The organism is Mycobacterium dioxanotrophicus (assembly GCF_002157835.1).
Lineage (GTDB): Bacteria > Actinomycetota > Actinomycetes > Mycobacteriales > Mycobacteriaceae > Mycobacterium > Mycobacterium dioxanotrophicus.
In genome coordinates this window covers 5,683,366-5,707,938 of the sequence record NZ_CP020809.1, presented here as the reverse complement: position 1 = coordinate 5,707,938, position 24,573 = coordinate 5,683,366, and the positions used below count along the sequence as shown (strand labels likewise).

Here is a 24,573-nt window from a genome sequence, read left to right as displayed (position 1 = left end):
CCGACCCGGACGGCCCTGGTGCATGGTTCTGTCAGCCGATGAGTCGGCTACCAGGTGATCGCGTACTCGCCTGCAGCGTCGACGAGCCACTCGGCGAGGTAGCGGGCGAATGACGACCGCACCAGGATGCGGTAGTCGGTTCCGTTGTCGGCCAAGGGAATCAGCACGACAGCGGCAAGCCCGAGCATGGTCTGCGCGGCGGCGCCCGGCGCGAAGGCCGAAGGGTGCAGATCCAGCGAGCAGCCCTTGGCCAGCACGTCGCGGGCATGCTCCCCGCGCAACCGCAGCGTCGTGCGCTGGGCCGAGACGTCGACGGCTGCGCCGTCGTGCTCGGCGACCGCGTCCCGCAGCTGTGCTTCCAGCTCCTCGCCGGCCCGGTCGGTGGAGGTGACGAGCCATTCGTCGGGCCCGAACCAGATCACCGTGGCATCCGCGCCGTCCACCGCCGTCGACGGGGTGGTGGGCAGCGCGTCGACTCCGAGAACCCCGGCCGCTGCGGCGGCGCCGGCGCCGGCGGGGTCGACCCACAGATCGACCATGGTGACGAACGGCTCCTCCGCGAGCTGGGCCGAGGGCGGCAGCTCGGCGAACCGAGAATGCCAGTCCTGCAGAGGGCTTTGGCGGTACAGGGTGTCAGCCATCGCGGCGTGCTCCTTCGGGATCGACCAGGACGCTGCTGGTGACCTCGACGGACACCAGCCTGCCGTCCACGGGAACGTGCAGGGTTTCTCCGATGCGGGCGTGCCCGCCCTTGACCAGGGCAAGGGCGAACGGCCGGCCCAGTTCCGCGCTGCGGTAGCTGGACGTGACCTGGCCGAGCATCGGCACCGGCGGTGGGGGAAGTACGCCGTCGGCGCAGGTCTCGATGATCTGGGCACCCTCGGGAAGCACGGTCTGCGCGTCGACGGGCAGCAGCCCGACGAACTGCTTGCGCAGCGGGTTGAGGTTCTCGGCGCGGGTGAACGACCGCTTGCCGATGAAGTCCGGCTTCTTCTTCGACACCACCCAGTTCATGCCGAGATCCTGTGGTGTCACGGTGCCGTCGGTGTCTTGCCCGATGATCGGGTAGCCCTTCTCGGCGCGCAGCACGTGCATGGTCTCGGTGCCGTACGGGGTGATGCCGTAGGGCTCGCCGGCGGCGATCAGGCGCTCCCACACCGCGGTCGCATGCCAGCCGGTGACGTTGACCTCGTAGGCCAGTTCACCGGAGAAGCTGACGCGCCCGATCCGGACGTGCACGCCGTCCAGGGTCGTGTCGCGCCACGCCATGAACGGGAACGCCTCGTTGCTGACGTCCACGTCGCCGAAGACGGCACCGATCACGTCGCGGGACTTGGGGCCGACGACCGGGAAGGTGTGCCACTGCTCGGTGACCGAGGTCATCCGGACCCGCAGGTGCGGCCACTCGGTCTGCAGCCATTCCTCCATCCACTCCAGGATGTGGGCGGCGCCACCGGTGGTGGTGAACACCTGGAATCGGTCGTCGGCCAACCGCATCACGGTGCCGTCGTCGATCACCATGCCGTCGATACCGCACATCACGCCGTAGCGCAGCATGCCGACCTTGAGCGTGCTCATCAGGTTCGTGTAGAGCAGGTCGAGGAATGCGCCGGCGTCACGGCCCTGTACGTCGATCTTGCCGAGGGTGGAGCCGTCCAGGATGCCGACACCGCCGCGGGTCGACGCGCACTCGCGCAGCACCGCGGTCTCCATGCTTTCGCCATTCACCGGGTAGTAGCGCGGCCGCTTCCACTGGCCCACGTCTTCGAACACCGCTCCGCGGGCGACGTGCCAATCATGCACGGCGGTAACGCGTTCCGGGTCGAACATGTGGCCGCGGTTGCGGCCCGCGAGGGCTGCGAACGCCACCGGGGTGTAGGGCGCGCGGAAAGTGGTGACACCCAGGTCGGCGACCGGGACACCGAGCAGGTCGGACGTGATGCCCGAGGCCACCACGCCGGACGTCTTGCCCTGATCGTGGGCGGTGCCGATGGTGGTGTAGCGCTTGATGTGCTCCATCGACCGCATGCCCGCGCCGACCGCGCGCTCGATGTCCGCCACGGTGGCGTCGCGCTGGACGTCGACGAACTGGCTGGCCGTGCCTGCCGGATCGGCAACCTGCCACAGCACCATGCCGGCATCGCCGTCTGGCGTCGAATCAGCTTCGCCGGCAAGCGGTTCGGAGTCGGCGGTGAATCCGAGCGCACCGATTGCTGCCGTCGCGGCCTCGCGTCCGCTGCGCAGGCAGCCGGGCAGGTTGAACACACCGTTGGCAGAGCCTGCGACGTGTACACCGGACATGGGCTCACCGGGCACGAACGCGCCCAGGGCCTCGTCGTAGCGCAGGACGCCGCGGGCCTGGCTGAACAGGTGCACCGCCGGGTTCCAGCCGCCGCTGACGAGCAGCACGTCGCAGGCCACCGAGACGGCATGGGTGCTGCCGGAGCGGGCGACGAGCGCGTGGCTGACGCGGTCCTGGCCGCGGGTTCCGCGGACCACCGAGTCGGTCCGCAGCTCGATGCCGCGGTCGGCGCATTCGTCGTGCAGGCGCGCGGCGACGTCGGGACGCGCGTCGACGATCGCGTTGACCGTCACGCCGGCGTCGTGCAGCTCGAAGGCCGCCAGGTAAGCGCTGTCGTTGGTGGTGAACACCACCGCCTGCTCGCCGACCTTGACGCCGTAGCGGTTCAGGAAGGTGCGCGCACCGCCGGCCAGCATGATGCCGGGCCGGTCGTTGTCGGTGAAGACCACCGGACGCTCGTGTGCCCCGGCGGCGACGATGACCTGCCGGGCACGGATGCGCCAGACCCGCTGGCGGCTGATCTCCGCGGGGGCCGCGGCACCGAGGTGGTCGGTGCGGCGCTGCACCGCGAGCACGAAGCCGTCGTCGTAGTGACCGAACGCGGTGGTGCGCTGCAGGTGCAACACCTCGGGGTAGGTGGCCAGCTCGGCGGTGGCATCGGCGACCCACTCCAGGGCGGGCTTGCCGTCGATGGTGTCGGTGCTGCCCAGCAGGGCGCCACCGGCTTCGCTCTGTTCGTCGAGCAGCACCACCCGCGCACCCGCGCGGGCCGCGGTCAGTGCGGCGGCCAGGCCGGCCGGCCCGGCGCCTGCGACCAGCACATCGGTGTGGACGTGGGTGGCGTCGTACCGTGCCGGGTCGGCGGTTTCGGCCAGCCGGCCCTGGCCCGGGAGGCCGCGCGCGACGAGCCCGTCGAACAGCTCGACGGTGGTCGCGAGGAGCATCGGCTCGGGGAAGGGGTGCTCGATCTGGACCAGTCCGCCGGTGTCCTCGGCCCAGGCCGAGGTGAAGCCGCGGGGCCGGCCCAGCTTGATGCTGGTCGCCACCTGGTGCACGCCGTTGGCCAGCAGGGCCGAGGCGAGCGTGTCGCCGGCGTGTCCGGTCAGTTCACGATCGTTGAAAGTGAAGGTGTGCACGGTGTTCCGGTCGATACGGCCACCGGCGGGGGTGCGCAATGATGCGTTCATCAGATTGTCGGCTTCTGCTCGTCGGTGCGGTAGACGCGGTGGAATCGGTAGGTGGCGGTGTCGCGCAGCGCGTTGAACCAGCGCCGGCAGCCTGCGCTGTGGGTCCAGCGCTCGGCGAACAATCCCTTGGGATTGTTGCGGAAGAACACGTAGTGGCCCCACTCTTCGTCGGTGAGAGCCTGGGGATCCTCGGGGTAGGCGACGTGTGCCTGTCCGCCGTAATGGAACTCGGTCTCCTCGCGCGGCCCGCACCACGGGCATTCGATGAGTTGCATGGTGACTCCTGAGATCTAGTGGGCGACGCCGGCGGCGCCGTGCTCATCGACCAGCGCGCCGGTGATGAATCGGTCGAGGCTGAACGGGGCGACGTACTCGTGCTCGCGGCCGTTGGCGATCGTGTCCGCCAGGCACCAGCCGATGCCGGGGGTCACCTTGAAACCTCCTGTGCCCCAACCGGCGTTGAGGTAGAGGTTCTCGTAGCCGGCGCGGCCCACGATGGGCGACGCGTCCGGGCAGACGTCGACGATGCCCGCCCAGGTGCGCAGCAGGTGCGCCCTGGCGAAGACCGGGAACAATTCCACCGCGGCAGCCATCTGGCGTTCGATGATGTGGAACGCACCGCGCTGGCCGTACCCGTTGTAGGAGTCGACACCCGCGCCCATGACCAGCTCGCCCTTGTGCGCCTGAGAGACGTAGACGTGCACGGCATTCGACATGACGATCGTGGGATGCACCGGCTCGAGGAGTTCGGAGACGAGCGCCTGCAGGGGATGGCTCTGCAGCGGCGTGCGGATGCCGAGCATGTCGGTCAGGGTCGAGGTGTGCCCAGCGGCACACAACAGGACCTGCCCGGCCGCGATGTCACCACGGGTGGTGCGCACGCCGGTGACCCGGTCGCCGTCGGTGGAGAACCCGGTGACTTCACAGTTCTGGACGATGTCGATGCCGGCCTCGTCAGCACGGCGCGCGAATCCCCATGCCACGTAATCGTGTTTGGCGATACCGGCGCGCGGCTGATACGTCGCGCCGAGCACCGGGTACCGGATGTCGTCAGAGATGTTGACGATCGGGCACAGCTCTTTGACCTGTTTGGGATCGACCCACTCGGCGTCGATCCCGTTGAGCTTGTTGGCCTCCACGCGCCGCACGCTGTCGCGGACATCCTGCAGGCTGTGCGCGAGGTTGAGCACGCCGCGCTGGCTGAACAGGATCGGGTAGTCGAGGTCGTCTTCGAGGCCTTCCCACAGCTTCAGAGCGTGCTCGTAGATGCGGGCGCTCTCGTCCCACAGGTAGTTGGACCGGATCAGCGTGGTGTTGCGGGCCATGTTGCCGCCGGCCAGCCAGCCGCGCTCCAGCACCGCGACATTGGTGATGCCGTGGTTCTTCGCCAGATAGTGAGCGGTGGACAGGCCGTGCCCGCCGCCGCCGACGATGACGACGTCGTAGGACTTCTTGGGTTCCGGCGTGCGCCAGAGGAAATCGGGGTGCTCCGGAAGGTGGGCACCGGGCGGGGTCGTGGAAGCTGTTGTCACTGTGCGGCCTTCGTCAGGGAGGGGTAGAGCGGGAAGCGGGCGGCCAGGGCGTCGACGCGGTCGCGCAGAGCGGCCAGGCCGGCGTCGTCGGTGTCGGGCCGCAGGGCCAGGCTGATGATGTCGGCGACCTCACGGAACGCGTCGAGGTCGAATCCCCGCGTAGCCAGTGCGGGGGTGCCGATCCGCACGCCGGAGCTGACCATCGGCGGTCGGGGGTCGAACGGAACGGCGTTGCGGTTCACGGTGATTCCGACCCGGTGCAGCCGGTCCTCGGCCTGCTTGCCGTCGAGTTCGGATTCGCGCAGGTCGACCAGGACCAGGTGCACGTCGGTGCCGCCGGAGACCACGTTGATGCCTGCCTTGCGGGAATCCTCTTGCAGCAGACGGTCGGCCAGGATCTTCGCGCCTTCCAGGGTGCGCTGCTGGCGCTCGCGGAACTCCGGCTCGCCTGCCAGCTTGAACGACACGGCCTTGGCGGCGATGACGTGCTCCAGCGGGCCGCCCTGCTGGCCGGGGAACACCGAGGAGTTGAACTTCTTGGCCAGCGCCGCATCGTTGGTCAGGATGATGCCGCCGCGGGGGCCGCCGAGAGTCTTATGGGTCGTCGAGGTGACGACGTGAGCGTGCGGCACGGGCGACGGGTGAAGCCCGGCCGCGACGAGTCCGGCGAAGTGTGCCATGTCGACCATGAGGTAGGCGCCCACCTCGTCGGCGATCCGGCGGAATTCCGCGAAGTCGAGCTGCCGCGGGTAGGCCGACCATCCGGCGATGATGACCTTCGGACGGTGTTCGCGCGCAAGCTCTTCCACCTGAGCCATGTCGACGCGGTGGTCGTCCTCACGCACGTGGTAGGCGGCGACGTTGTACAGCTTGCCGGAGAAGTTCAGGTGCATGCCGTGGGTCAGGTGACCGCCGTGGGCCAGGGCCAGGCCGAGGATGGTGTCGCCGGGCTGCAGCAGGGCGGCCATGGCGGCCGCGTTGGCCTGCGCGCCCGAGTGGGGCTGGACGTTGGCGTACTCGGCGCCGAACAGGGCCTTGATCCGGTCGATGGCCAGCTGCTCGACGACGTCGACGTGCTCGCAGCCGCCGTAGTAGCGCCGGCCGGGGTACCCCTCGGCGTACTTGTTGGTCAGCACGCTGCCCTGGGCTTCCATCACCGACAGCGGTGCGAAGTTCTCGCTGGCGATCATTTCCAGGGTGCTTTCCTGGCGGCGCTGCTCGGCGGTGACGGCGGCGTAGACCTCCGGGTCGGCGTCGGCGAGGGACTGGCCCAAGACGGTGCCGTGCGCGGCCTCTGTTTGAACACCCATACTGACTCCTCTTGATCCAGACGATTGATATATCAGTTGGCGATCACCTTAGCGGCCGCGTGAGACGCGGGTCAAGAGTTCCGGCCAAAGACGAGCCTGCGGCGATGTACCGTGCCGGACACTGTGGCGAGCGTGCAGCTTGTCGTCGCGGTCCGCGGTGTGTCGTCGCGAAAGTCGACACGCTCGGCACAGTGCGCAGCACAACAGGTCGGGCCTGATTCGGCGTACGGAATCAGGACGCGTCGCGACAGATGTGCGTCAGATGACGGCGCGCACTCCGACCTCGAAGCCGGTCACGTGCTGCAGTGTGAGTTCGGCGGCGGCATCGCCGTCGCCGGTGATGATGGCCGACAGGATGGCCGAATGCTCGTTGATGTGCTCGGCGACGTCGGTGAGCCGCTCGAGGAACAGGCAGAAGATCCGCGTCACGAGGTTGTGGTAGCGAACCAGCACGTCTTCCAGATGTGGATTGCCCGCCGCGCGGTAGATGCTGCGGTGGATGGTGATGTCGAGCCGCATCAATTCGGTCGGATCGGTCGGCAGATCCTCGACCGTCTTGTACGCGTCCAGCAGTGCCTGCAACTCGTCGCGCTGGGCGGCGCTGGCACGCTCGGCCGCGCGCCGGGCGGCCAGGGGTTCGAGCTGCAGTCGAATCTCGTTGATATAGGCCAGATCGGTGATCTCCACGCCCGTGGCGAACGTTCCGCGGCGGGGGTAGGAGATGACGAGGCGATCGTCTTCGAGGCGCTTGAGCGCCTCGCGCACCGGAGTGCGGCCGACGTCGAGTTCGCTGGCCACCCGGATGTCGTCGATGGGCTCACCCGGCCTGATCTGCAGCGTGGTGAGCTGGTCTCGCAGGGCCAGGTACGCACGGTCGGCCAGCGAGGCCGGTGCGGATTCTGAGCCGATGGAGATGATCGCCACGGCCCGATCCTAGCAGTGATATCCAACAGTTATTGCGTGCGAACGCACCTATGCAGATTAAAAAGCAGTTGATATATTAATCGCGTATCTAACCGCGAGTGGCGTGTGAGTCTTCTGAGGTCGTCACCGAACACGAAGGTCAACGGCGTGACTGTCAGCGTTTTCGAGCTGTTCAAGGTGGGCATCGGCCCGTCCAGCTCCCACACGGTCGGGCCCATGAAGGCCGCGTATCTGTTCGTGTCGCGCCTCGCGGCCGAGGGCCTCATCGAGAACACCGCCACCGTGCGCTGCGACCTGTATGGCTCGCTCGGCGCCACCGGCCACGGCCACGGCAGCGTCAAGGCCGTCGTGCTGGGCCTGGAAGGCGAACAACCGCAACTGGTCGACCCGGTCGCGGCCGATCCGCGCGTCGACGCCATCCGCTCCGAAGGGCAGCTGCGGCTGGCGGGCACCCGCCCGATCCGGTTCGACGTCGACGAAGACATCGTGTTGCACCGCCGCGAACGCCTGGATTTCCACAGCAACGGCATGGTGTTCCACGCGTTCGACGCGGCGGGCAAGCAGCTGGAACGTCGCGAGTACTACTCCGTCGGCGGAGGTTTCGTTCTCGACGAGGATGAAACCGGCACCCGAATCCTGGTTGTCGACCCCACCCCCGTGCCGTACCCGTTCAGCAGCGGAGCCGAGATGCTGCGGCTCACCGCCGAAACCGGCATGAGCATCAGCGATCTCATGATGGCCAACGAGAAGGTGTGGCGCAGCGAGGCCGAGATCAGGGCGGGCCTGCTGCACATCTGGGACGTCATGCAGCAGTGCGTCGACCGCGGAACGCATGTGACCGGCGTGCTGCCCGGCGGGCTCAAGGTCCGCCGCCGCGCCGCCGAACTGCGCGAGCGGCTGGAGAACGGCGGCGACGAGCACGACGCACTGCGGGCGATGGAATGGGTGACCATGTACGCGCTGGCGGTCAACGAAGAGAATGCGGCTGGCGGTCGCGTCGTCACCGCGCCCACCAACGGTGCCGCCGGCATCATCCCCGCTGTCCTGCACTACTACCGCCAGTTCATCAGCAGCTTCAGCGAGGACGGCGTGGTGCGATTCTTGCTGACCGCAGGCGCAATCGGGTTGCTGTTCAAGGAGAATGCCTCCATATCCGGCGCCGAGGTGGGCTGCCAGGGGGAGGTGGGCTCCGCGTGCTCGATGGCGGCCGCCGGACTGGCCGAAGTGCTGGGCGCCACGCCCGCCCAGGTGGAGAACGCCGCCGAGATCGGCATCGAACACAACCTCGGCCTCACCTGCGACCCGGTCGGTGGCCTGGTCCAGATCCCGTGCATCGAGCGCAACGCCGTCGGCTCGATCAAGGCGATCAGCGCCGCCCGCATGGCCCTGCACGGCGACGGCACGCACCACGTGTCGTTGGACAAGGCGATCAAGACCATGCGTGAGACCGGCGCCGACATGAGCGTCAAGTACAAGGAGACCGCTCGTGGCGGCTTGGCGCTCAACGTCGTCGAGCTGCCGCTCAACGTGGTCGAGTGCTGAGAGGCAAGCAGTGACCACCACCTTCACCCTGACCCTGACCTGCCCGCAGCGGCCCGGCATCGTCCACGCCATCACCCGATTCCTGTTCCAGCACAAGGGCGACATCGTCGAGCATCAGCAGTTCGACGACGCCGTGCGCGGTCAGCTCTACCTGCGGACGGCCTTCCAGGTCGACGGAGACTGCACCGAGGACCAGCTGATCGACGAGTTCGCCTCCACCGCAGACGAATTCGGCATGTCGTTCACGATCCGGGGGAACCGCGTGCCCCGGGTGCTCGTCATGGTGTCCAAGCAGGGACACTGCCTCAACGATCTGGTGTTCCGTTGGCGCTCAGGCACTCTCGACGGTGAGCTGGCGGCCGTGGTGTCCAACCACGACGACCTGCGATCCATGGCCGAGGCGGCGGGGCTGCCCTTCTACCGCATCCCCGTCACCGCGGAGAACAAGCCGCAGGCCGAGGCCCAATTGCTCAAACTCGTCGACGATCTGGACATCGACCTGGTGGTGCTGGCCCGCTACATGCAGGTGCTCTCCGACGAGGCGTGCACCGCGCTTTACGGCCGTGCCATCAACATCCACCACTCGTTCCTGCCGGGGTTCAAAGGCGCACGCCCGTATCAGCAGGCGTTCCAGCGGGGCGTCAAGCTGGTCGGTGCCACCGCGCACTACGTGACCCCCGAACTCGATGAGGGGCCGATCATCGAGCAGGAAGTGATCCGCATCGATCACACCTACGACGAGCGCGCGCTGGCCACCGTCGGCCGCGACGCCGAGGCACTGGCGCTGGCCCGGGCCGTGCGCTGGCACTGCCAAAGCCGGGTCCTGCTCAACGGACACAGCACCGTCGTCTTCCGCTGAGCAGTGCTGTGAGTTAGCTGTACGTCGGTTCCGACCAGGGCAATCCGCGTGCGCGGGACCTGGTGGGGCACGACGATTGGGGCATGCAACCCAACCCTCTCGACCCCGTCGCCGGTGAGCGGCTGTCGCACGCCGACCGCATCTTCACCTCCGATCTGACGGTCAACGAATTCGTCCTGCTGCACGGGGCCGGATTCGAACCCATCGACCTCGTGATGGGTGTGTCGGTCTATCACGTGGGCTTCCAGTTCAGCGGGCTGCGGCAGCAGATGGAGCTGACCGTGCTCACCGAGGCGACCTACCGGGCCCGCTGGAATGCCATGGCGCGCATGCAGGCCGAGGCCGACAATGTCGGCGCTGACGGTGTCGTCGGCGTCGAGTTGTACTGGCGCGCACACGGTGAATCCGGGGAGCACCTGGAGTTCATCGCCGTCGGGACCGCGGTACGCTACGCCGCGCAGCCGGGGGCGTTCCGCCGTCCCAACGGCCAGGCCTTCAGCAGTCATCTCTCGGGGCAGGACCTGATCACGCTGCTGCGGGCCGGGTGGGCCCCGGTCGCGTTCGTGATGGGCAACTGCGTCTTCCACGTCGCGGCCCAGGGCTTCCTGCAGACCATGCGCCAGATCGGGCAGAACGTCGAGATGCCGCAGTGGACCCAGGGCAACTATCAGGCCCGGGAACTGGCGATGTCACGTATGCAGGCCGAGGCCGAACGCGACGGTGCCAAAGGCGTGGTCGGTGTGTTCACCGCGGTGGACAACTACTGCTGGGGCTTTCACACGCTGGAGTTCTACGCCGCGGGCACCGCGGTGCGCCAGACCGGAGCCGGCGAGGCCATCGAACCGTCGTTCGTCCTGCCGATGAGCGGATAGTGAGCACGTTCGACGCCCTACGGGTCAGCCGGACGGTCACGGCCGCACTCGACGGGCCGGGCGGGGTGGGACTCGTCGTCGCCGTGTTCGCCGGGGTGCCCGGCGTGGTGCACACGCCGGCGCAGCGGGGCATGTTCCGGTCGGCCCCGGAGCGGATCCAGATCGCCGACTGGCGTTACGAACTGGGACGTGACGGGCGGCTGCACACCGCCCATGTCGTCAATGGCATCGTCATCGCCGAAGAGGCCCTGGCGGCCGCGGCGGTCGGGCCGCACATCGCCCGCGCGCTGGGGCAGCTGGTGGGCGGATACGGCGACACCATTGTGCCGAACATCGATGCGGCACTGGAGGTTCTGCAGCCTGGCACCGGCGCGTGGCCGGCTCAGTGACGGCGAGCCGCCATCGCAGCGACGCTGCGATGGCGGCATGCGGTACTACCCGCTGATCAGTACGTCGGGATGAACACACCGTTCATCCACACACCCCAGTGCTGCCAACCGCTGTCCCACACCTGCGGGTTGCCCATGCCCCACGCCGGCGCGGCCGGCGCCGGCGGAGCCCACACCGGCGGCGGCCCAGGGTTGGGGCCGGCCGGAGGCGCCATGGGAATCATCGGCATATTCTGCGCGACCGGGGCCTGCGGTGCAGCGCTCGCCGTTGCTGCGCTCAATCCCGCTGCACCCGCTGCGGCCATCCCACCGGCAACCAGGGCACTTGCGAACAGTTTGGTGAATGTCATAGTGGTGCAACTCCAATCTGAGTCGGGATGAAATTGGACCGACTCATTGGCTAACCCGGTCGCGCGAGCGCTAAACCTCAACCGGGGCGGCCGCAGGCAGATCGGGTGACGTTTCGGGATCCGGTCGTGGCGTGGCACCCAGCCCAGCGGCCAGCCCACATGCGATCAGCGCGACGCCGACCCACACCGGGGCCGTGGGCAACGATCCGGTGACGGGGATGCCGATCACCGCCGCGGCGACCGGGGCCAACCCGGTCAGCAGGCCGGCCCGCCCGGCGCCCAACCGGCTTACGCACGTGTACCACAGGATGAACGCCAGCGCGGTGACGCCGACCGCAAGGTAGCCGATGGCCATGACCTCGCCGACGTCGAATGTGGTTGCCGCACGCCAACCTTCGGTGCTCAGTCCGAGTATGCCGAACATGGCTGCGGCCATCCAGGTGGTGTGCACCGACACCCCGGCCGGGCCGTGCGAGCCGAGGACCGGCACCGCAAGCAGGGTGAATCCCGCCTCGCACGCGAAGACGACGAGCGCCCACAGCAGGCCCGTCGCGTCCGCGTTGCCGAGTCCTTCGACGACGACCGCCCCCGCGCTCACCACCAGCGCCGCCGCGAGCAGGCGGGTGGTAGGCCGTCGCCCCTCCAACACGGGGCCGATCGTCGCCAACGCCACCGGTACACAGGCGACGGCGACCGCCAGCACGGCAGGTTCGGCATGCCGCGAGCCGTGCACGAGTGCGATGTTGAAGAGCACCAACCCGCTCACCGTGATACCCGCGAGCCAGAGCCATTCGTTGCCGCGCGGGCGTCGCACGGTCCCGCCGGTCAGCCGCACCCAGCCGAGCAGAAGCGCGCATGCGAGCGCGTATCGGAGTGCCTGAGCGGTGAGTAAGGGGGCACCGGCGAGCATCCCGGAGACCGCGACGCTGCCGCCGACGAATGTCATACCGAGGGAGCCGCAAAGCGCTGCGCGGGTGGTGCTGGACATGAGCTCATGCTGGTCGGATCATGGCTCAACAAACAGCACCAAGAACGGACGCATTTAGTGGACCAAGTTTCGTTCGGGGCAGATTTCCTCCAGCTCGACCCATCGACCGCGCCGGGCCGTGGTCTCACCGCGTGGCTCACCGATGCGTTCCGCGCCGCGATCTCCGACGGTCGGCTGGTGCCCGATACTCGATTGCCCGCCACCCGCGTGCTGGCCGGCGAACTGGGGATATCGCGCGGGGTGGTGGTCGAGGCATACCGTCGGCTCACCGACGAGGGCCTGGTCAGCGGGCGCTCCGGCGGCGGAACCGTGGTCCTCGCCCGGCCGGCCCGGTCCTCGGCGCCTGCCGCGCCGCGCTTCGACACGCACCGGCTCCCGCGCCCGCGGTTGACCCTCGCCGAGGGGATAGACCTCTCGCCCGGGGTGCCGGATCTCTCGGCGTTCCCGCGCAGCACCTGGCTGCGCGCCGAACGCGCCGTGCTGGCCGAGACCGCGCCCGAAGACCTCGGCTACGGAGACCCTCGCGGGCACCCGCGGCTGCGCACCGCGTTGGCTCCCTGGTTGGGACGCACGCGCGGGCTGCGGGTGGAGCCCGACGACATCCTCGTCGTCGCCGGGGTGGCGCAGTCCATGGCCCTGCTCGCCCAACAGCTGCGGCGAGAGGGAACCGAGGAAATCGCGGTCGAGGATCCGGGCTCGCGCGGTGCCGTCGAAGAACTCGAATACTGGGGCTTGGGAGCGGTTCCGGTGCCGGTCGACGACGACGGCATCCGCGTGGATGCGCTCGCCGCATCGGGTGCAGCCGTGGCCTTCCTGACGCCGGCGCACCAGTTCCCGACGGGCGTGGTGCTGGCTCCCCAGCGACGGCGGGAACTGCTGTCGTGGGATGGCGAACTGATCGTCGAGGACGACTACGACGCCGAATACCGCTACGACCGCGCGCCCGTCCCGGCACTGCATCCGGCCGCACCGGACCGCGTCGCCTACACCGGCAGCACCTCGAAGAGCCTGGCGCCCGCGTTGCGGCTGGGTTGGCTGGTGCCGCCTCGCAGCCGCTTCGCCGAGCTGGTGGCCGCCAAGCACGCCACCGACCTGGGTAGCCCGACGGTGCCGCAACTGGTGTTGGCGCGGCTGCTCGAATCCGGCGAGTACGACCGGCATGTCCGGCTGGTCCGGGCCAGGCACCGGACGCGACGCGACGCGCTGCTGCAGAGCCTGTCCGGCGCGGTGCCCGCGGCAACGGTCACCGGGGTGGCCGCGGGCCTGCACCTGTTGGTCACGCTGCCCGCAGGCATCGATGATGTGGCGCTGGCTGACGAGTTGCGTGCAGCCGGTGTTCTGGTGCACCCGTTGTCCTGGCATCGGCGGCTACCCGGTTCACCCGGGCTCGTGCTGGGCTACGCCTCACACCCTCCCGATCGGTTACGCGCGGCGGGGGCCACCATCGCGCGCGTCGTGCAGTGACAGCGCCCATGCGTGACCCGAACCCATGACTTGATTGCATGATCCCGCGTAACCTGTTGGCGCGCGGGCATGTCGAGAGTCATCGATCGGGGCGGGAGCTGATGCGGCACTACTACACCGCCGATGCGATCCGAGCCGCCGAGGCGCCGCTGCTGGCAACGTTGCCCGATGGTGCCCTGATGCGCCGCGCCGCCTACGGATTGGCGACGGCGATCGCCCGCGAGTTGGTCGCCCGCACCGGAGGGATCGCCGGCCGCCGGGTGTGCGCCGTCGTCGGCTCCGGCGACAACGGCGGCGACGCACTGTGGGCGGCGACCTTCCTGCGCCGTCGTGGTGCCGCGGCCGACGCGATTCTGCTCAACGTGGACCGCACCCACCCGGCAGCGTTGGCGGGATTCCGCGCCGCCGGCGGACGTGTGGTGCAAACCATCTCTGCCGCAACAGATCTGGTGATCGACGGGGTGGTCGGCATCTCGGGCCGCGGTGCGCTGCGGCCGGCCGCCGCCGAGGTGTTCGCGGCCAACACCGCACCAGTGGTCGCCGTCGACATCCCCAGCGGCATCGACGTGCAGACCGGGGCCATCGACGGCCCGCATGTGAAGGCCGCGCTCACCGTGACCTTCGGCGGGCTGAAACCCGTACACGCACTGGCCGATTGCGGACGCGTCGAACTCGTCGACATCGGCCTGGACCTGCCCCGCACGGACGTGCTCGGGTTCGACGCCGACGACGTCAGAGCGCTATGGCCGGTCCCGGGTCCGAACGATGACAAGTACACGCAGGGCGTGACGGGCCTGCTGTCCGGTTCGGCGACCTATCCCGGGGCCGCGGTGCTGAGCGTCGGGGCCGCTGTGGCCGCCACTTCCGGAATGGTGCGCTACGCGGGAAGCGCTGCACAGCAGGTGCTTTCCCACTGGCCCGAAGTGATCGCCTCGGCAGGCCCCGAGGAAGCCGGGCGGGTGCAGGCCTGGGTGGCAGGCCCCGGCATGGGCACCGACGACGACGCGAAGGCCGCACTACGGTTCGCCCTCGACACCGACCTGCCGGTCCTGGTCGACGCCGACGGACTGACGCTGCTGTCCAAAGACCCCGGCCTGCTGACCGGGCGCGGTGCCGCGACCGTGCTGACCCCACATGCGGGGGAGTACCAGCGGTTGGCGGGTGAACCCGTCGGCGACGACCGCGTCGGCGCCGCCCGCAGGCTCGCCGACCGGCTCGGCGCCACGGTCCTGCTCAAGGGCAATGTCACCGTCATCGCCGGCGCCGACGGCACCACCTACCTCAACCCGGCCGGCGGATCCTGGGCCGCCACCGCCGGTTCGGGGGACGTGCTCTCCGGCGTCATCGGATCTCTGCTGGCGGCCGGGTTGCAGCCCACGCAGGCCGCCGCGGCCGCAGCGTTCGTGCATGCCCGTGCGGCCAACCTCTCCGCGGCCGACCCGGGTCCGCGACCGGCGCCCACATCGGCGTCGGCCATCCTCGCTCACATCCGCACCGCGATCGCGTCGTTGTAACCGGAAGGATCAACATGTCCCGCAAGCATTCCCACGCCCAAGTCGCTCCGGCCTACACCGGACGGCTGGACATGGCGCCGGTCCCGGCGCTGCGCCTGCCCGACGACGCGATGGAACCCGCTGCGGCGTACAGGTTCATCCACGACGAGCTGATGCTCGACGGCAGCTCGCGGCTGAACCTGGCGACCTTCGTCACCACCTGGATGGACGACGAGGCCGGCAAGCTGATGGCGGAGACGTTCGACAAGAACATGATCGACAAGGACGAGTACCCGGCGACCGCGGCCATCGAGACGCGGTGCGTGAACATGGTCGCCGACCTCTTCCACGCCGAAGACCTGCGCGACGACGACCCGGCGAGTGCCACCGGGGTCTCCACCATCGGATCGAGCGAGGCCGTGATGCTGGCCGGCCTGGCCCTGAAATGGCGCTGGCGCGAGAAGGTCGGCGACGGCTGGAAGGGCCGGACGCCCAATCTGGTGATGGGCTCCAACGTTCAGGTGGTGTGGGAGAAGTTCTGCCGCTACTTCGACGTGGAACCGCGATATCTGCCGATGACTGAGGGGCGCTACGTCATCACCCCGGAACAGGTGCTCGGCGCGGTCGACGAGGACACCATCGGCGTCGTCGGCATCTTGGGCACCACGTTCACCGGTGAGCTCGAACCGATCGCCGAGATCTGCGCGGCGCTCGACGAACTGGCGGCTGGTGGCGGTGTCGATGTCCCGGTGCACGTCGACGCGGCCAGCGGTGGCTTCGTGGTGCCGTTCCTACACCCCGACCTGCAGTGGGACTTCCGGCTGCCGCGGGTGGTGTCGATCAACGTCAGCGGGCACAAGTACGGGCTGACCTATCCGGGCATCGGGTTCGTGGTGTGGCGCAGCAAAGACCACCTGCCCGAAGACCTGGTGTTCCGGGTGAACTACCTGGGCGGGGACATGCCGACGTTCACCCTGAACTTCTCGCGGCCCGGCAACCAGGTGGTCGGCCAGTACTACAACTTCCTGCGCCTGGGCCGGGCCGGATACACCCAGGTCATGCAGTGCCTGTCACAGACCGCGCGCTGGCTGGGCGACGAGCTGCGGGCCAGCGAGCACTTCGAGATCATCTCCGACGGATCGGCCATCCCGGTGATCAGCTTCCGGCTCACCGGCGATCCGGGGTACACCGAGTTCGACGTGTCGCAGGCGCTGCGCGCGTTCGGTTGGCAGGTTCCGGCCTACACCATGCCCGACGACGCGTCCGAGGTTGTCGTGCTGCGGATCGTGGTCCGTGAGGGTTTCTCGGCCGACCTGGCCCGGGCCCTCAAGGAAGACATGATCACCGCCCTGGGCCACCTCGACAAACTCAAGCCGGGTGGATTCTTCGACCGGGTGCAGCCCTTCACGCACTGACGCGGCACGCTCCGGTGCGGGGCCGCTCGCCGGTTCTGGGACAATGGCGGGCGGTGATATGACGATGCAGACGACCGAACTCACGACCCCCCTGACCCCGCACCCAACGCCGCAGGCAGTGGTGGATCTCGGCGCCGTCGAGCACAACATAGGCGTATTGCGCGAGCTGGCCGGGCCGGCGCAGGTGATGGCGGTGGTCAAGGCCGACGGCTACGGGCACGGGGCTGTCCAGGTCGGCCGCGCCGCACTTGCCGCCGGGGCCGCCGAACTCGGCGTCGCCACCGTCGGTGAGGCGCTGGCGCTGCGCGGAGCCGGGATCACAGCTCCGGTGCTCGCGTGGCTGCACGCGCCGGGCACAGACTTCGCCCCGGCCGTCGCGGCCGACGTCCAGCTCGCGGTGTCCTCGGTGCGCCAGCTCGGCGAGGTGCTTGCGGCGGTCACCCAGGTCGGGCGCCCCGCCACCGTGACGGTGAAGGTCGACACCGGGCTCAGCCGCAACGGCGTGAGCGCCGCCGACTATCCCGCGATGCTCACCGCACTGCACCGCGCACACACCGACGGTGCGATCCGGGTGCGCGGGATCATGAGCCACCTGGCGCACGGCGACGTACCCGAGCACCCGTTCAACGACGTGCAGGCACAGCGGTTGACCGAGATGCGTGACCGGGCCCGCGAGCACGGTGTGCCTGTCGAGATCGCGCATCTGAGCAACTCACCGGCCGTGCTGACCCGGCCGGACCTGGCGTTCGACATGGTGCGCCCCGGCGTCGCGGTCTATGGACTCAACCCCGTCCCGGACCGCGGCGACGTGGGACTTCGACCGGCGATGACACTGAAATGCCCTGTGGCCCTGGTGCGTTCGGTCCGGGCCGGGGACGGGGTGTCCTACGGGCACCTGTGGGTCGCCGACCGCGACACCACCCTGGCGCTACTGCCCCTCGGTTATGCCGACGGTGTCTACCGGGCCCTCAGTGGCCGGATCGACGTGCTGATCAAGGGCAAACCTCGGCGCGCCGTCGGGCGGGTCTGCATGGACCAGTTCGTCGTCGACCTCGGGCCGGACGCATCCGATGTCACCGAGGGTGACGACGCGATCCTGTTCGGGCCCGGTACCCAGGGTGAATCCACCGCCCAGGACTGGGCTGATCTGCTCGACACCATCCACTACGAGATCGTCACCAGCCCGCGCGGCCGGGTCGTCCGCAGCTACGTTTCGGGCCAGGGCCATTGAGCGAACGCGCCCCCGATGAGCATCACCACCGGGCCCGCTGGCTGGCGGGTGCAGCGGGGCTGACCGCCGTCGGCACCGTCGCCGGTGCCTCGGTGGCGCGGTCGCTGGGGCGACGCGTCCTCACCGAGGACCCGTACGCCGGTGAGGATTTCCACCTTCTCGACGCCGACCGCAGTTCGGTCGTCACCACCGCCGACGGGGTGCCGCTCGCGGTGCGCGAGGTCGGGCCGCTCGACGCGCCGCTGACCGTGGTGTTCGCGCACGGATTCTGTCTGCAGATGGGCGCCTTCCACTTTCAGCGGGCCCGGCTGGCCGAACAGTGGGGCCCGCAGGTGCGCATGGTGTTCTACGACCAGCGTGGCCACGGCCAGTCGGGAACGTCCGACCCCGACACCTACACCGTCGAGCAGCTCGGCCAAGACCTCGAATCCGTACTGGCGGTGACGGTTCCACGAGGTCCGGTGGTTTTGGTCGGCCATTCGATGGGCGGCATGACCGTGTTGTCGCATGCCCGGCAGTTCCCCAAGCGCTATCCGTCGCGGGTGGTCGGTGCCGCGCTGATCGCGTCGGCCGCCGAAGGGGTTTCGCGCTCTCCGCTCGGCGAGATCCTGCGCAACCCGGCCCTGGAGGCTGTGCGGTTCGCCGCACGATACGCCCCGAAGACGGTGCATCGCACGCGCGGTGCCGCGCGGTCGGTCATCGGCCCGATTCTGCGTGCCGCGTCCTACGGCGACGAGAAGATCAGCCCGAGCGTGGTGGAGTTCTCCGAGCAGATGATGCACAGCACGCCGATCGCCACGCTGGTGGAGTTCCTGCACGCCCTCGAGGTCCACGACGAGTCCGCGGCACTGCCGGTGCTCGCCCGGGTGCCGACATTGATCGCGTGCGGTGACCGGGACCTGCTCACCCCGATGGAATACTCAGAGGCCATGGCCGCGCAGCTAGGAAAATCCGAGTTGATGATCGTCGGGGGTGCGGGCCACCTGGTGCAACTGGAGGAGCCCGAGGTGATCGACGACGCACTGGTGGGCCTGGTCCAGCGGGCCACCCCGTCCAAACTGGTCACGCTGTCGCGGCGGGTGCGCGACCGGGTTCGGCCCCATGACTGAACGCACCGCCGGTACCGCGCAACCGACCACGGCCGACGACACCATCGCCCTCGGCGCGACGCTCGGCGCCGGTTTGCGCGCCGGGGACGTCGTGGTGCTGTCCGGGCCCTTGGGCGCGGGTAAGACAGTGCTGGCCAAGGGGATTGCCCAGGCGATGGATGTCGAAGGGCCTGTGGTGTCGCCGACCTTCGTGCTGGCCCGGGTGCACCGCGCCCGCCAAGCCGACCGGCCCGCGATGATCCACGTCGACATGTACCGGCTGCTCGACCATGCCGGGGCCGACCTGCTGGGCGAACTCGACGCGCTCGACCTCGACACCGATCTCCAAGACGCCGTCGTGGTGGTGGAGTGGGGCGAGGGGCTGGCCGAGCGATTGTCCGATCACCATCTCGACATCCGGATCGACCGGGATCCTGACAGTGAGGTCCGCACCGTGACGTGGCAGTGGAACGCGCCGTGAACCTGCTGACGATTGACACCGCCACCCCCGCGGTCAGCGCCGGGGTGGTCCGGCGCGCCGACGACGGGACCGTGACGACGCTGGCAGAACGGGTCACCATCGACCCGCGGGCGCATGCCGAGCAGCTCACCCCGAATGTGCTCGCCGCGCTGAGTGACGCCGGGCTGACCGTGGCCGATCTGGACGGCGTCGTCGTCGGCTGCGGTCCCGGCCCGTTCACCGGGCTGCGGGTCGGGATGGCCAGCGCCGCGGCGTTCGGGCATGCCGTGGGGGTCCCGGTGTACGGCGTGTGCAGCCTCGACGCCATCGGGGTCCGTACCTCGGGCGAGGTCCTGGTGGTCACCGACGCCCGGCGCCGCGAGGTGTACTGGGCGCGCTATCGCGACGGGCTGCGGGTCGACGGCCCGGCCGTCGACGCACCCGCCGACGTACCGGCCGGGGCCGAGCAGGTGGCTGGATCACCGGAGCATGCCGCGTTGTTCGACCTGCCGCGCCTGGAGCCGGTGTACCCGACACCCGACGGCCTGGTCGCGGCGGTGGGAAACTGGGCCGAACCGGCACCGCTGATCCCGCTGTACCTGCGCCGGCCCGATGCCAAACCGTCTGTGGCGGTGCGGAAATGACCATCACGTACGACGCGCTGAAAAAAGCCGACGCGGACCGCTGCGCGGAACTGGAATCCCAGCTGTTCCCCGGAGATGATCCCTGGCCTGCGCGGGCCTTCCATGCCGAGCTGGCCGCCAAGCACAACCACTACATCGCCGCGCGCAGCGAGGGACGCCTGGTCGGCTATGCCGGGATCTCCCGCCTGGGCCGGGTCCGGCCCTACGAGTACGAAGTGCACACCATCGGTGTCGATCCAGACTTCCAAGGCCAGGGCATCGGCCGTCGGCTACTGGCCGGCATGCTCGAATTCGCCTCCGGGGGAGTGGTTTTCCTCGAGGTGCGTACCGACAATGTACCGGCGATCAAGCTCTATGAGAGCGTCGGATTCGTCAACATCGGTCTGCGTAAACGGTATTACCGGGCCAGCGGCGCCGACGCGTACACCATGCAACGCCTTCCCGCGGGGAGCCCATCATGATCATCCTGGCCATCGAAAGTTCGTGTGACGAAACCGGAGTCGGCATCGCCGAGCTCGCTGACGACGGAACCATCACGCTGCTTGCCGACGAAGTCGCCTCAAGCGTCGACGAGCACGCGCGGTTCGGCGGCGTCGTCCCCGAGATCGCGTCGCGCGCCCACCTCGAGGCCCTCGGCCCCACCATGCGGCGCGCACTGGACACGGCGGGCATCGAACGTCCCGACGTCGTCGCCGCCACCATCGGTCCCGGCCTGGCAGGGGCGCTGCTGGTCGGCGTGGCCGCGGCCAAGGCCTATGCGGCCGGCTGGAACGTCCCGTTCTACGCGGTCAACCACCTCGGCGGGCACCTGGCCGCCGACGTCTACGACCACGGCCCGCTGCCGGAGAGCGTGGGCCTGCTGGTCTCCGGCGGACACACGCACCTGCTGCATGTCCGGTCGCTGGGGGAGCCGATCGTCGAGCTGGGCAGCACCGTCGACGACGCGGCCGGCGAGGCCTATGACAAGGTGGCCCGGCTGCTCGGGCTCGGCTACCCCGGCGGCAAGGTGCTCGACGACCTCGCCCGCACCGGGAACCGTGACGCCATCGTCTTCCCGCGGGGGATGACCGGACCGCGCGATGACCCCTACGTGTTCAGTTTCTCGGGCCTGAAGACCGCGGTGGCCCGCTATTGGGAAAAGGAAGCTGCGCATTCGGATGAGGTCAAGGCCGATATCGCGGCCGGCTTCCAGGAGGCGGTCGCCGATGTGTTGACGCGTAAGGCCGTGCGCGCGGCCACCGACCTCGGCGTCTCGACACTGCTGATCGCCGGCGGCGTGGCTGCCAACTCGCGGCTTCGCGAATTGGCCGAAGAGCGTTGTGCGGCAGCAGGTGTGACGCTGCGGGTGCCCCGCCCGCGACTGTGCACCGACAACGGCGCGATGATCGCGTCGTTCGCCGCGCACCTGATCGCCGCAGGCGCTGCGCCCTCACCGCTGGATGCCGCGAGCGATCCCGGACTGCCCGTGGTGCGGGGGCAGGTGGCGTGAGCCCGTCGGACAAGCTGGAGATCACCGAGCTGCTCTACCGCTATGCCGAGCTCATCGACGCCGGTGACTTCGACGGTGTCGGGCAGCTGCTCGCCCGGGCCACGTTCGGCGGCACCGCATCACCGGCCACGTCGGGTGCCGAGAACATCGCAAAACTCTTCGCAGCGAGCACCCGCCGCTATCCCGAACACGGCAACACCCCGCGGACCCGGCACCTTGTGCTCAACCCGATCGTGGAGATCGACGGCGGTCAGGCGACGGCGCGGTCGACCTTCGTCGTCGTCCAGAACGTCCTCGAAGGGCCGGGGGCGGTGCCCTTGCAACCCATCGTGGTCGGGCGCTATTTTGATGCGTTCGCTCGTGACGACCACGCCTGGCACTTCACCGAACGCAGGGTCGACGTCGAGATGGTCGGGGACGTGTCAGCGCATCTCATGATCGATCCGAGCGCGTATCAGAGATGATCGCGGACCGCTATGGCGCGACCCGCAGTAGACCCCACGACATCAATGTCCTGACCAGGCTGACCTTCTCGTCGTCGGTCAGCCCGCCCGGCAGCTCCCGAACGTAGAAGGCGCCTGTGTGAGCGATGAACAGCAAGGCGTCGTAAGCGATCGCATTGGCCGACAGGATCACGGTGCCGGAGCCATCGACGAGCTCTGCGATCGAATCATGCTGCGTCACCGTCATATTCGGTGCTGAATCGTTGAACACCCGGCGCGCGGGCACGATACTGCGCGCGTCATACCAGACCTGCGGCAGCGGCTCGTCGAAAGCGTTCTGGTAGCGCTCGCGGAACTCGTCGAAGGTGAGTTCGCGCCGGTCGCGGTGATCGTGGGAGTCGTCGTGCGGGGCGTTCTTGGGAGCGTGCCCGACGTACCGGCCGAAAAATCGCAGGCAGAAGTCGGTGTATTCCGTGGTGTACAAGATGAATGCGTGCCAGGCCTCGTCGACGCGGGCCGAGTACATGCCGACCACGACATCACGATTCAACTCACACAGCACCAGGTATTTGAGTATCTCGGCGAACAGTTCGCGGCCTTCGTCCGGGTCGCCGACGACACGGTCGTTGACCAGTCGCTCGACGACATAGGGCGCGTCGAATGACAGGGCTTCGCCAAGTAGCGGGGAAACCGTTGCCTGGATTGCGGATTCGGCCGCGGACATCAGCTGGGCTCCGTTCTGAACAGGCCGGCCTCTTGGAGGGCTTCGGCGATCGCATGGCGCTCTGCCGCCGTCAACGGCCCCGGAATCTCGCTGACCTCGAATTCGCTTCTGTGGGTGCAGAACACGACCGCCTCGCGCGCCAACCTCGCCATCCGCAATTGTTCGATCCAGCCGTCGGGGGTCTCGACGCCGAGCGCGACGCCACCGTCGACGTCGCGACAGGTCAGGACCAGATCCCGGTGGGTGACCGTCAAGACCGGCGGCGCGCCACGGTCCGGCCCTTCGGGTGCGGGCCTGCCCAGACCGGCGATGAACCGGCGCGTCGCAGTCGAGCCGAGCCGGTGACACCGATCTAGAAGACGTTCGGACGCAGCGACTTCGGTGTCCGCCAGGAATCTGGCGACTTCGCGAATCAACGCCTGCCGATACCTGGTTGTCTGAACCCAGAGGTACGGATCGTCAGCGTCGACCGACCATCGTGCACGGAGCGTCTCCAGTACCGGCAGGCACGCAGCTGCGTCGTCGCGGCGCTCACCGTCGCGCGGGCTGGTCACATGCAGCGACAGCGACCACCGATTCGTCGGGTTATGCGGGTCGTGAATACAGGGTTCGTAGATGAAGCCGACGCGTCCGGCCGGGGCGTCGAAGCGGTTCTTGGGCACCAATTCCTGCCGACGATAGGACTGGTCGCGATCGTAGGTCTGGACCGTGAGTTCGTTGCGGCATACGGCGGTGATGGTCCAGGCCGTGTGTTCGTGGGCGCCTGCGTTGCTGCCGGGCGGCCAATAGCCGAAGGCGAACCGAATTCCGTAGCCGGGCAGCGTGTAGAAGGGAACCAGCCCGCGCCGTGGTGCCGGGTGCTCCATGAGATCGAGCTCGCGCGTCATGCAGTCGACCAGGAACTCGTCGTCACGCACCGCTGCGGTGATGGCCTCGCGGGCCGCGACGACCGACTGCCGGTCCGGGTGCTCGGCCGCATCTCGGGACGGGAAGCCTTGCCCGTCGATCACGCTGCAGAGGTCGTCGAGTCTCATCTACTGCGATTGGCACGGCGGCAGGCAGTGCGACGAGCAGTTTTTCGACGTGCACACCGCGCACTGGTCCGGCGGAATGTAAACGGGAGGAACTTTGGCACGAAACGCCGGACTCAGCTGAATGTTGAGGCGGTCCACGGCCCGTTCGGTGTTGTTGGGCTCCAGTACCGACCCGGCATCGAAGAAACGTCGTACCTGCGCAGCCGTGGCGGAGACCGTGCGGGTCCGGCGGAACGTCACCTCGGCGGTACGGGCAAGCCAGACGACGACTCCGCCCATCGGCATCGTCGGTGCTGGCGCGTCTTTGACGGCCAAGATGTCGCTCTTCGGGATGTCGATGCTGACCGACATGTCATCCAGCTCGGGGTGAAGTCGGACGAGATCGTCTTTGCCTGATGCGCCGATGTAACCCGCCAATGCGATCACTTCGGCGACGTCGACGCCCTCGGCAGCCATCCGCGCCAGCGCCGGATGTACTGAGAATTCCTGCTCACCGCTGGAGGCGGTATCGGCCATTTCCCTCTCCTTCACTGGCTTTACTGGCGCTTAGAACAACCACAGACCTCTCAGAGCAGCGTGAAACGGGACCTGACCCGTGCATTTGCGCCACAGCATCCCACGTTCGATTCCCCGTCGAGGGGTGATTGTGGCGATTGGGGTGCGCTCAAGATCGCGCCGGTCGGGAGGAGTACCTGCCCTCGTGTTCGCCGTGGACGAACAGCCGATCGAACAGACACGGTCCAACCTTGAGTGCTAGCACTCGCATGTATAGAGTGCTAGGTGGCACGCGGCCAACCCCAGCGCCGGCACCCGCGACGACGGAGCGAGGGCAC

General features: G+C 68.6%; 25 protein-coding genes. 14 read left to right on the top strand and 11 right to left on the bottom strand.

The annotated features are described in order from the left end of the window. Window positions 1-47: 47 nt before the first annotated feature. The 6 genes from BTO20_RS27770 to BTO20_RS27745 form a co-directional block, all read right to left on the bottom strand. On the bottom strand, window positions 48-641 hold the full coding sequence (locus BTO20_RS27770; RefSeq protein WP_087079177.1) for a sarcosine oxidase subunit gamma: 594 nt from the start codon (window positions 639-641) through the stop codon (window positions 48-50). Further along, window positions 634-3,489 (bottom strand): 2Fe-2S iron-sulfur cluster-binding protein, encoded by a 2,856-nt coding sequence (locus tag BTO20_RS27765; protein ID WP_087079176.1) that lies wholly within the window; start codon window positions 3,487-3,489, stop codon window positions 634-636. Before BTO20_RS27765 ends, BTO20_RS27770 begins: the two co-directional genes overlap by 8 nt. Next, window positions 3,489-3,764, bottom strand: a complete 276-nt coding sequence (locus tag BTO20_RS27760) for a sarcosine oxidase subunit delta (RefSeq protein ID WP_064941572.1) — start codon at window positions 3,762-3,764, stop codon at window positions 3,489-3,491. The genes BTO20_RS27765 and BTO20_RS27760 overlap by 1 nt, the downstream gene beginning before the upstream one ends. Before the next feature lie 15 nt (window positions 3,765-3,779). After that, window positions 3,780-5,021: a sarcosine oxidase subunit beta family protein gene (locus tag BTO20_RS27755; RefSeq protein WP_062830067.1), complete on the bottom strand. Its 1,242-nt coding sequence runs from the start codon at window positions 5,019-5,021 to the stop codon at window positions 3,780-3,782. Next, window positions 5,018-6,331 carry a serine hydroxymethyltransferase gene (gene glyA / locus BTO20_RS27750; protein ID WP_087079175.1) on the bottom strand — a complete coding sequence of 438 codons (1,314 nt, stop codon included), beginning with the start codon at window positions 6,329-6,331 and terminating at the stop codon, window positions 5,018-5,020. Before glyA ends, BTO20_RS27755 begins: the two co-directional genes overlap by 4 nt. Window positions 6,332-6,589: 258 nt before the next feature. Further along, a complete protein-coding gene (locus BTO20_RS27745) occupies window positions 6,590-7,255 on the bottom strand; it encodes a GntR family transcriptional regulator (protein WP_087079174.1) in 666 nt (221 codons plus the stop codon). Between the two features lie 147 nt (window positions 7,256-7,402). Here BTO20_RS27745 and BTO20_RS27740 point away from each other — a divergent pair, with 147 nt between their 5' ends. The 4 genes from BTO20_RS27740 (at window position 7,403) to BTO20_RS27725 (ending at window position 10,917) form a co-directional block, all read left to right on the top strand. Further along, window positions 7,403-8,797 carry an L-serine ammonia-lyase gene (locus tag BTO20_RS27740; RefSeq protein ID WP_087082791.1) on the top strand — a complete coding sequence of 465 codons (1,395 nt, stop codon included), beginning with the start codon at window positions 7,403-7,405 and terminating at the stop codon, window positions 8,795-8,797. Between the two features lie 10 nt (window positions 8,798-8,807). Continuing rightward, window positions 8,808-9,656, top strand: coding sequence for a formyltetrahydrofolate deformylase (gene purU / locus BTO20_RS27735; protein ID WP_087079173.1), 849 nt, complete (start codon window positions 8,808-8,810; stop codon window positions 9,654-9,656). An 83-nt stretch (window positions 9,657-9,739) separates the two neighbouring features. Then, entirely contained in the window at window positions 9,740-10,528 is a 789-nt protein-coding gene (locus BTO20_RS27730; protein ID WP_087082789.1) for a heavy metal-binding domain-containing protein, read from the top strand. After that, a complete protein-coding gene (locus BTO20_RS27725) occupies window positions 10,528-10,917 on the top strand; it encodes a DUF5073 family protein (protein ID WP_087079172.1) in 390 nt (129 codons plus the stop codon). Before BTO20_RS27730 ends, BTO20_RS27725 begins: the two co-directional genes overlap by 1 nt. A 56-nt stretch (window positions 10,918-10,973) precedes the next feature. On the opposite strand, the gene BTO20_RS27720 is transcribed toward BTO20_RS27725, so the two are convergent. Continuing rightward, a complete protein-coding gene (locus tag BTO20_RS27720) occupies window positions 10,974-11,267 on the bottom strand; it encodes a hypothetical protein (RefSeq protein ID WP_087079171.1) in 294 nt (97 codons plus the stop codon). A 70-nt stretch (window positions 11,268-11,337) separates the two neighbouring features. Further along, window positions 11,338-12,255 (bottom strand): DMT family transporter, encoded by a 918-nt coding sequence (locus BTO20_RS27715; RefSeq protein ID WP_087079170.1) that lies wholly within the window; start codon window positions 12,253-12,255, stop codon window positions 11,338-11,340. A 57-nt stretch (window positions 12,256-12,312) separates the two neighbouring features. Here BTO20_RS27715 and pdxR point away from each other — a divergent pair, with 57 nt between their 5' ends. The 10 genes from pdxR (at window position 12,313) to BTO20_RS27665 (ending at window position 22,003) form a co-directional block, all read left to right on the top strand. Continuing rightward, on the top strand, window positions 12,313-13,719 hold the full coding sequence (gene pdxR, locus BTO20_RS27710; protein WP_232490874.1) for a MocR-like pyridoxine biosynthesis transcription factor PdxR: 1,407 nt from the start codon (window positions 12,313-12,315) through the stop codon (window positions 13,717-13,719). A gap of 101 nt (window positions 13,720-13,820) precedes the next feature. Beyond that, the gene (locus tag BTO20_RS27705) at window positions 13,821-15,233 is read left to right on the top strand and encodes an NAD(P)H-hydrate dehydratase (RefSeq protein WP_087079168.1); all 1,413 of its coding nucleotides are present in this window, start codon (window positions 13,821-13,823) and stop codon (window positions 15,231-15,233) included. Between the two features lie 14 nt (window positions 15,234-15,247). Next, window positions 15,248-16,627: a glutamate decarboxylase gene (locus tag BTO20_RS27700; protein ID WP_087079167.1), complete on the top strand. Its 1,380-nt coding sequence runs from the start codon at window positions 15,248-15,250 to the stop codon at window positions 16,625-16,627. A gap of 64 nt (window positions 16,628-16,691) precedes the next feature. After that, complete coding sequence (gene alr, locus BTO20_RS27695; protein WP_087082787.1) at window positions 16,692-17,858, top strand: alanine racemase; 1,167 nt, start codon at window positions 16,692-16,694, stop codon at window positions 17,856-17,858. After that, window positions 17,855-18,967 carry an alpha/beta fold hydrolase gene (locus BTO20_RS27690; protein ID WP_198344086.1) on the top strand — a complete coding sequence of 371 codons (1,113 nt, stop codon included), beginning with the start codon at window positions 17,855-17,857 and terminating at the stop codon, window positions 18,965-18,967. The genes alr and BTO20_RS27690 overlap by 4 nt, the downstream gene beginning before the upstream one ends. Continuing rightward, on the top strand, window positions 18,960-19,427 hold the full coding sequence (tsaE, locus tag BTO20_RS27685; protein WP_087079166.1) for a tRNA (adenosine(37)-N6)-threonylcarbamoyltransferase complex ATPase subunit type 1 TsaE: 468 nt from the start codon (window positions 18,960-18,962) through the stop codon (window positions 19,425-19,427). The genes BTO20_RS27690 and tsaE overlap by 8 nt, the downstream gene beginning before the upstream one ends. Further along, window positions 19,406-20,050: a tRNA (adenosine(37)-N6)-threonylcarbamoyltransferase complex dimerization subunit type 1 TsaB gene (tsaB, locus tag BTO20_RS27680; protein ID WP_198344085.1), complete on the top strand. Its 645-nt coding sequence runs from the start codon at window positions 19,406-19,408 to the stop codon at window positions 20,048-20,050. Before tsaE ends, tsaB begins: the two co-directional genes overlap by 22 nt. After that, entirely contained in the window at window positions 20,047-20,511 is a 465-nt protein-coding gene (rimI, locus tag BTO20_RS27675; RefSeq protein ID WP_087079165.1) for a ribosomal protein S18-alanine N-acetyltransferase, read from the top strand. Before tsaB ends, rimI begins: the two co-directional genes overlap by 4 nt. Further along, window positions 20,508-21,539: a tRNA (adenosine(37)-N6)-threonylcarbamoyltransferase complex transferase subunit TsaD gene (gene tsaD / locus BTO20_RS27670; RefSeq protein WP_087079164.1), complete on the top strand. Its 1,032-nt coding sequence runs from the start codon at window positions 20,508-20,510 to the stop codon at window positions 21,537-21,539. Before rimI ends, tsaD begins: the two co-directional genes overlap by 4 nt. Further along, window positions 21,536-22,003 carry a nuclear transport factor 2 family protein gene (locus tag BTO20_RS27665; RefSeq protein WP_087079163.1) on the top strand — a complete coding sequence of 156 codons (468 nt, stop codon included), beginning with the start codon at window positions 21,536-21,538 and terminating at the stop codon, window positions 22,001-22,003. Before tsaD ends, BTO20_RS27665 begins: the two co-directional genes overlap by 4 nt. Before the next feature lie 10 nt (window positions 22,004-22,013). Here the strand turns inward: BTO20_RS27665 and BTO20_RS27660 are convergent, their stop codons facing one another. The 3 genes from BTO20_RS27660 to BTO20_RS27650 are packed head-to-tail and all read right to left on the bottom strand — an operon-like array spanning window position 22,014 to window position 24,256. Continuing rightward, entirely contained in the window at window positions 22,014-22,706 is a 693-nt protein-coding gene (locus BTO20_RS27660; protein ID WP_087079162.1) for a glycine-rich domain-containing protein, read from the bottom strand. Then, complete coding sequence (locus tag BTO20_RS27655) at window positions 22,706-23,740, bottom strand: cupin domain-containing protein (protein WP_087079161.1); 1,035 nt, start codon at window positions 23,738-23,740, stop codon at window positions 22,706-22,708. Before BTO20_RS27655 ends, BTO20_RS27660 begins: the two co-directional genes overlap by 1 nt. After that, entirely contained in the window at window positions 23,741-24,256 is a 516-nt protein-coding gene (locus BTO20_RS27650) for a hypothetical protein (RefSeq protein WP_087079160.1), read from the bottom strand. Window positions 24,257-24,573: the final 317 nt, after the last annotated feature.